The organism is Thalassospira sp. UBA1131, from assembly GCF_002311515.1.
Classification (GTDB): domain Bacteria; phylum Pseudomonadota; class Alphaproteobacteria; order Rhodospirillales; family Thalassospiraceae; genus Thalassospira.
This window is the reverse complement of sequence record NZ_DCAO01000032.1, coordinates 23,714-30,773: the sequence shown is the minus strand read 5'-3', so window position 1 is coordinate 30,773 and position 7,060 is coordinate 23,714. Positions and strand designations below refer to the sequence as shown.

8 protein-coding genes are annotated in these 7,060 nt (G+C 54.4%); 4 read left to right on the top strand and 4 right to left on the bottom strand.

The genetic code is table 11. The features are described 5' to 3' along the window. On the bottom strand, nucleotides 1–1,076 hold a 1,076-nt coding region (locus tag B3Z49_RS04645), incomplete at its 3' end, for a nitrilase-related carbon-nitrogen hydrolase (protein WP_414716241.1). A 181-nt stretch (nucleotides 1,077–1,257) separates the two neighbouring features. Here B3Z49_RS04645 and B3Z49_RS04640 point away from each other — a divergent pair. The 3 genes from B3Z49_RS04640 to B3Z49_RS04630 are packed head-to-tail and all read left to right on the top strand — an operon-like array spanning nucleotide 1,258 to nucleotide 3,561. Next, a complete protein-coding gene (locus tag B3Z49_RS04640) occupies nucleotides 1,258–1,602 on the top strand; it encodes a YbjQ family protein (RefSeq protein WP_120225464.1) in 345 nt (114 codons plus the stop codon). Between the two features lie 18 nt (nucleotides 1,603–1,620). Next, nucleotides 1,621–2,982, top strand: a complete 1,362-nt coding sequence (locus B3Z49_RS04635; RefSeq protein ID WP_296988519.1) for a M48 family metallopeptidase — start codon at nucleotides 1,621–1,623, stop codon at nucleotides 2,980–2,982. 3 nt (nucleotides 2,983–2,985) lie between these two features. Then, on the top strand, nucleotides 2,986–3,561 hold the full coding sequence (locus B3Z49_RS04630; RefSeq protein ID WP_296988517.1) for a hypothetical protein: 576 nt from the start codon (nucleotides 2,986–2,988) through the stop codon (nucleotides 3,559–3,561). A gap of 94 nt (nucleotides 3,562–3,655) precedes the next feature. Here the strand turns inward: B3Z49_RS04630 and B3Z49_RS04625 are convergent, their stop codons facing one another. The 3 genes from B3Z49_RS04625 to B3Z49_RS04615 form a co-directional block, all read right to left on the bottom strand. Next, entirely contained in the window at nucleotides 3,656–4,141 is a 486-nt protein-coding gene (locus B3Z49_RS04625; protein WP_008891585.1) for a hypothetical protein, read from the bottom strand. A gap of 247 nt (nucleotides 4,142–4,388) precedes the next feature. Next, nucleotides 4,389–5,774, bottom strand: coding sequence for a class II 3-deoxy-7-phosphoheptulonate synthase (locus tag B3Z49_RS04620; protein ID WP_008891584.1), 1,386 nt, complete (start codon nucleotides 5,772–5,774; stop codon nucleotides 4,389–4,391). A 303-nt stretch (nucleotides 5,775–6,077) separates the two neighbouring features. After that, entirely contained in the window at nucleotides 6,078–6,521 is a 444-nt protein-coding gene (locus tag B3Z49_RS04615) for a GFA family protein (RefSeq protein WP_296988514.1), read from the bottom strand. A 120-nt stretch (nucleotides 6,522–6,641) separates the two neighbouring features. Between B3Z49_RS04615 and B3Z49_RS04610 the strand changes: the two genes are divergently transcribed. Continuing rightward, nucleotides 6,642–7,060, top strand: a 419-nt coding sequence (locus tag B3Z49_RS04610) for a TSUP family transporter (protein WP_296988512.1), incomplete at its 3' end; no start/stop codon positions are given.

The following is a 7,060-nucleotide window of genomic DNA, read 5'->3' as shown; positions in this document are numbered from 1 at the left end:
AGGCTCTCGGCCGAGGTATAAGGCGATGGCATCATCACCAGACGCACACGATCAGAACCCAGCGCATCCACAGCAACCGCGGCCGAAAGCGCACTATCGATCCCGCCCGACATGCCGATCACAACACCGGGAAAACCGTTTTTATTCACATAATCGCGCAGACCCAGAACCAGCGCCTGATAGATCGCATCAAGCCCCGTGGGATAGCCAACCTTCGGCGCGTCATCGGCGCAACGCCATTGACCGTTTTCATCCTGTTGCCAGGTGGTCAGCACCACTTCCTCGGCAAAGGCCGGCAGAGCCACCGCAAGCGATCCATCGCCGTTCAGACCGAAAGATCCGCCGTCAAACACCAGCTCGTCCTGACCGCCGACTTCGTTGCAGTAAATCATCGGCTTGCCGCTTTCGCGCACCCGGTCCTCGATCAGCTTACGGCGCAAATCATCCTTGTCGGCTTCAAACGGTGACCCGTTCGGCACAAGGAAGATTTCAGCCCCCGCATCGGCCAGATGGGCAACGACGTTCGGTGTCCAGACATCTTCACAGATCGGCACACCCAGCTTGACACCCTTGAAGGATATCGGGGTCGGCATCGGACCTGCGGCAAAGACGCGTTTTTCATCAAACACGCCATAATTGGGCAAATCATTCTTGGCGCGCACATCAACGATCTTGCCCTGATCAATCAGTAACACCGCATTATGGCGCGTGCCATCGACTTCCCACGGCGTGGTCAACAGCAAGGCCGGACCATCTTTGCGTTTGGCCGTGTGTTCGCAGATGAATTCGACCGCGTCATGCAGATGGCGCATGAAGGCCGGCTTCATCACAAGGTCCTCGGGCGGATAGCCCGACAGGACCAGTTCAGAATACAGAACCACGTCCGCAGCCTGTTCGGCCGCAGTTTCCCAGGCAGCCACAACCTTGTCCCGGTTCCCGGTGACATCACCGACAATCGGGTTGAGTTGGGCAATCGCAATGGCAAGCTTCTTTGTCATGATGTTGGAATAGGATCGCCCCTGCGCGCTGTCAATTGCGGAATGCGCAATATCCCATGTTTCAGACAAGATCACCATTCTTGCATGGCAGAAATGCAAAGCCTTGAAACCTGCAAGTACGTTGGTTTTCAGCGTGATTTTATTCTTATCAACGACTTAGCGTGTTGATAATGACTTGCAAAATCGGCTTCATCCCGATCTATTGCAGGCGACCGTGAAAACACGGCAATAAACACAAATTAAAATACGAGCAAACAACATGACCCACAGCCCCAATGCGGCCGCCGAAATGGCGGCGGTAACCATTTCCCATATTCCAGGCCGCGAAATCAGTGAAAACCTTGGCATTGTCTTTGGCAGTTCCGTGCGCAGCCGCAACTTCCTTTTCGATATTTTTGCGATGCTGAAAAACCTGTTCGGGGGTGAAGTGCGTTCCTACACCCGGCTTTTGGAAGACGCCCAGCAGGAAGCCACCAGCCGCCTGATTGCCCAAGCCAAAAAATTGGATGCCGACGCCGTTGTGGATGTCCATTTCGCAACGTCACAGGTGGCCTACAAGGCGGCTGAGATTTTCGCATACGGCACAGCCGTACGACTGAAATAACAGGGCAGGCACAACACCATGGAAGATCTGTTTCTTCCGGGAATTGCCCTGACCATCCTGATCGGAATCGCTTATATAACCGGCCGCTTGGCCGATGGGGCACATGAACGCGCGCTCAGACGCGACGAAGCATTGTTGCCCCATCAATATCTTGATTCCGGGGATGCAGTTCCCGATGACATCACGTTGCATGACAGCAAATTGGTCACCGGCAAGGTCGTCATTGCCGAAGACCGTTTTCGCAACCTGTTGGCCCGACTGCGCATTTTTGTCGGCGGTCGACTGGCCGCACACGAAGCCACCGTCACTAGGGCCAAGCGCGAGGCGATCTTGCGGCTTCGCACCAATGCCAAGGGCGCAAGCCACATTATCGGTCTGCGCTTTGATTCTGCCGAACTTGGACGCGGCATGATCGAGGTGATCGTTTCGGGCACCGCCCTTTATACCGATCATCGCCCGACCGGCGGCAAGCCATCCGCGCTTCCCGATGACGGGGTTAATATTTCGCACCGCAATCTTCTGGCCGAATTTGCGTCGGGCAGTATCGCTTTCCTTCTGATTTGCTGGGGGATTTATACGGCAAGTGGCCTCGCGGTTAAATGGGCGGCCAACAGCATTTCGGTTCAGGAAGAAGTTGCCATCTGGTCGGAGCTTGAACCCGGACTGATCGCAGAACATCGTGAAGATTATGAACGCAGCCTGCCGGAACGCTATCTTCTCGATCTGGTCAATTCCATCCCCAAGGAGGCCATTGGCCCGGCAAAGGATTATGACTTTGACGTTCTGATCATCCCCGATGACAGCCCGAATGCCGCGGCATTGCCCGGTGGCCTGATGCTTGTTCATACCGGAATGCTTGAACTGGTCGATACCGAGAACGAGCTGCTGTCGATCCTTGGCCATGAAATCGGTCATTATAACGGGCGCGATCACCTTGAAGGTATTGGCCGCGAGGTCGTTGGTGTCGCTCTTTCGGCCATGATGTTTCAGACCGATGCGGTTCTGACCACCTGGGCGGCAAGCTGGCCGAAACTTCTGGCTGATCGGGACTATTCCCGAAGTCAGGAACTTGATGCCGATGACTGGAGCCTGCGCATCCTCATGGCCAAATACGGCCATGTCGCAGAAGCATCCACCACCTTTGCAAAGCTGGGACAGCTTCAAGGCGACCGCAGTTTGCTGGATTATCTTTCAACCCATCCCCATCCACGTGACCGGGTGGAACGGCTTGAGGATATGGCACGCGAACAGGGTCTTCCGATCGGCGAACCGGTTGATCTTCAAATCGCATTTGAGAATTTCCTTGTACGCACGGGTGAAATCCCTGCAAGCGCGCTTGAAGACCGCCACCAATTCAATCTTACCAATACAGGACACTAGCCCATGCGCGGACTTTTCGCCCCGTTTCGCTTTCTGAGCGTCAGTGGCCAGCCCAATACCGAGTTCTGGCTTACCCAGTGCATCATTCTGGCATCAACCGTTCTGGGTGTGTATCTGGCAAGCTTTGCCGGTTTTGAAATTGCTGTCGATTTCGACCGTTATCAAAGCACGTCTGATGTCTATAACCTCGAACGATCGCTTGAGGCGGAGTTTGTCGATAACATCGAAAAGGTCGAAACCTGGATTACCGACTATCCGGAAGGCCCGATGACATGGCATGCGGCAAATCTCGCCCCGCGCGAACGCCACAAGCTTGACGATATGGTTTGGGAAACCATGCGCTATTCCCAGCGTACCTTTGAAGTCGATCCGGCAATTATCACCGGTGTACGTCGGTTTTATTCCGATATCGAAGCCCAGATGACGATCATGTTCATGCAGCAAAATGCCAACGGCATGGCAAAACATGCCCTTGAAAATATGCAGGAAATTGTCGCCACCGCACGCGCCGATGTCTTGCCGCTGTTGCAGTCCGAAATTCAGCGTCTTGATGGTGAACTCACCAAAATGACGGACTGATCGCGATTAACGTGTCGACCAGACAAAAAACAAAACCGGGGCTGTTCGCAGTCCCGGTTTTTTGTATCCGCATACAGGAAAGTGTTGGCAAGGATTACAGTGCCAGGGCCGCGTCAATTTCGTCCTGGCTCATGGTTTTGGCGGAACCATGGATAATGCCACTGGCGACATCCATGAATTTCTGAAGCGACGTCGTCACTGCGCTGGCCGTCACACGCAGCAGGTCTTCATCACCCGTCTCGATGATGGTTTCAAGCTGCGAAACCGCGTGTGCAACGATTGTATTGAGGTGCTCGATGGTTTCTTCAAACGGACGACGGAACCTTGGCGGGACGTGTTCATAGGCCTCAATCGCCAGTTCCTTGTCGGAAAAGGCACTATCGCGGAAATGCTCCTGATAGCTTTTCGGCGCCCATTCCTTGCAGTCCTCGATCATGTCAGGCATGTCAGGCACCATTTCGAGCAGCATGACGATCTCGTTGAAATGGTTCAGATAGTCGGTCGCCAAAAGCGTGGTCGAGGAAATGTTGGTTCCCTCTACCTTCTTTTGCCATGCGCTGAATTCAGCGTCGTCCATCATACCCGTTGCGACCCCTCGCCCTTAATCGTCTATCAGGAACACCCTGCAATTACCCATACTTAAGAATATTTACTGGCCATTGGTAGATGTTTTTTATGAATTCATGCCGATTGCGCAACAAAATTTTCTGAAATCTAATTTAGGAAACGCATTCTGCGAACATTCCGGGCAAATAACCGGATAAATAAAAGGTGCCCGACAGATCGCCGGGCACCTTTGTCATCAAGATATATCGCGAAAGATCAAATCAAGCAGAAGCAGCCATCTGTTCTGCGCGCACGCTATCGCGTTCTTTTTTGATCATTTCCGCCATCAGGAAGGCAAGCTCAAGCGCCTGTCCGCCATTGAGGCGCGGGTCGCAATGGGTGTGGTAACGATCCGAAAGCGCGTCTTCGGTCACTTCGCGTGCACCACCGATGCATTCGGTAACATCCGTACCGGTCATTTCGAAATGAACGCCACCGGCATGGGTGCCTTCGGCCTTGTGCACATCAAAGAAGTTTTTGACTTCCGACAGGATCGCGTCGAACGGACGGGTTTTATATCCGCTTGATGCCTTGATCGTGTTGCCATGCATCGGATCGCAGGACCAAACGACCTTGCGGCCTTCGGCCTTAACACGTTTGACCAGACGCGGCAGGTTATCAAACACATTGTCCGCACCCATACGTGCGATCAGGGTCAGACGCCCGGCTTCGTTTTGCGGGTTAAGGATATCGATCAGACGGATCAGGTCATCCTCATCCATGGTCGGACCGCATTTCATGCCGATCGGGTTTTTCACCCCGCGCAGGAATTCAACATGGGCATGATCGGCCTGACGGGTACGGTCCCCGATCCACAGCATGTGGGCCGAACAATCATACCATTCACCGGTCAGACTGTCCTGACGGGTCAGTGCCTGCTCATAGCCCAGCAAAAGTGCTTCGTGCGAGGTATAGAAATCGGTTTCACGTAGCTGCGGCGCGCTTTCAGCCGTGATGCCGCATGCTTCCATGAAGGCAACCGCCTCATCGATCTGGGTGGTCAGCTTGCTGTAACGCTCACCAGCCGGGCTGCCATCAACAAATGACAGGTTCCAGCGATGGATCTTGGTCAGGTCGGCAAAACCGCCCTGCGCAAAGGCACGCAGCAGGTTCAGCGTCGCTGCCGACTGGTTATAGGCGCGGATCTGGCGCTGCGGGTCCGGAATGCGGGCTTCTTCGGTGAACTCGATCCCGTTGACCACGTCACCGCGATAGCTTGGCAGTTCGACGCCATTGATGGTTTCGGTGTCAGATGAGCGCGGCTTGGCGAACTGGCCAGCCATACGGCCAACCTTGACCACCGGGCATGCCGCGCCATAGGTCAGAACCACCGCCATCTGCAGCATCACCTTGAAGGTGTCGCGAATGTTGTTCGGGTGGAATTCCTTAAAGCTTTCGGCACAGTCGCCGCCCTGCAGCAGGAAGGCATTGCCTTCTGCAACGTCACCAAGCTTTTCCTTAAGCGCACGCGCCTCGCCAGCAAACACCAAAGGAGGATAGCTGCCGAGCTCTTGCTCTACGGCCTTTACGGCCTGTGCATCAGGATAAGTCGGCACCTGCTTGATCGGCAGGTTACGCCAGCTTTCAATGCTCCAGCTCTTGCTCATTTGCTTCCTCTCAATCCGGCATGTTCATCATCATGCCGCCATTATAGCACATATCCGGGTATATGGCGGAATTCCGCCTGCTTGCCCTGTCAAATGACCGGGCCAGACTTGATACGGGTTTTGCAAACGCATTTCCACCCCTTCTCGTCATGCGCGGGTCATTTTTCCGCAATTTTTTACCAAACCAGCAAAATTCGGCGCAAAATTCCACCCGAACCGTGCATTCAAAAAAGACGGAGAACATGGCAGCACAATGCAAGTCAAATAGGTGTTTGCGAATCCGGTCGCAAGAAGCGCCCATTTTCAGAATTCAGGATCTTCTTCGAAAACCTGAACGCCTTCCGGAATAATAACCCCGGTAAGCTTGCGCCTGACCCAGATATGCATCGCAGTGCTCAGATCCGGCGGCACATCAAGCGACCCACCCTTGACACTGACAGGCTCGCGCCCGTGCAAGTCACCGTGAAAAAGGCGCGTCCCACAGGCATCGCAAAAATGGTAATCCATTGGGCCGCCGCCGGATGTCGGGCGAGACGCTGTTTTGATAATGCCTTGTGCGATACGGATATCTTCCGGTGCAACAATGGCGGAAATACCAAATGCTGATGCCGATTGTTTCTGGCATTCGCGGCAATGACAGACATAGACCTGTGAAGGTGCTTTGATCAGTTCATATCGCACGGCGCCGCACTGGCACCCGCCTGCTATTGGCCGGGTTTGGGTTTGGTTTTGGGTTGTCAGGCTCATATCCCCCTCCGGCAGAAAATGTTCAATTGCGACTTTTGCGCGCAAACGCCGTCAAGTGCTTGCACCATCAACACTTTAGCCCCACACTGCCGCCTCCGTCGACCTTCACATGGACATTCCATGACTCCTGAAACAATTGCTGTCATTGCCTGTGCCTATTTCGTTGCCGCCTTCGTCAAAGGGGCAACCGGGCTTGGCTTTTCGACCTCAGCTCTCCCGATCCTGGCGCTTGGGCTGGGGCTTAAGGCGGGCATGCCGCTTGTGATCATTCCATCGCTTGTCAGCAATTCCATCATCATGGCGCAGGCGGGTCACTTTCGCGAAACGATCAACCGGTTCTGGCCGATGTTTCTGGCGACCATTCCGGGCATTCTGATCGGGCTTGCTGTGCTTGAAATGGTCGACAGCATTCTGGCCGGGGCGGCTTTGGGGTTGGTGTTGATGAATTACGGGGCGATTACCCTGTTTCGTCATGGCAAGCCGCTATCTGACAAGCTTGCACGGCGACTGGCGCCGATATCCGGCTTTGCCACGGGTCT

Coding starts and splice junctions, on each gene's coding strand:
- B3Z49_RS04640 (WP_120225464.1), top strand. CDS start 1,258: ATGACCCACAGCCCCAATGCGGCCGCCGAAATGGCGGCGGTAACCATT.
- B3Z49_RS04635 (WP_296988519.1), top strand. CDS start 1,621: ATGGAAGATCTGTTTCTTCCGGGAATTGCCCTGACCATCCTGATCGGA.
- B3Z49_RS04630 (WP_296988517.1), top strand. CDS start 2,986: ATGCGCGGACTTTTCGCCCCGTTTCGCTTTCTGAGCGTCAGTGGCCAG.
- B3Z49_RS04625 (WP_008891585.1), bottom strand. CDS start 4,141: ATGATGGACGACGCTGAATTCAGCGCATGGCAAAAGAAGGTAGAGGGA.
- B3Z49_RS04620 (WP_008891584.1), bottom strand. CDS start 5,774: ATGAGCAAGAGCTGGAGCATTGAAAGCTGGCGTAACCTGCCGATCAAG.
- B3Z49_RS04615 (WP_296988514.1), bottom strand. CDS start 6,521: ATGAGCCTGACAACCCAAAACCAAACCCAAACCCGGCCAATAGCAGGC.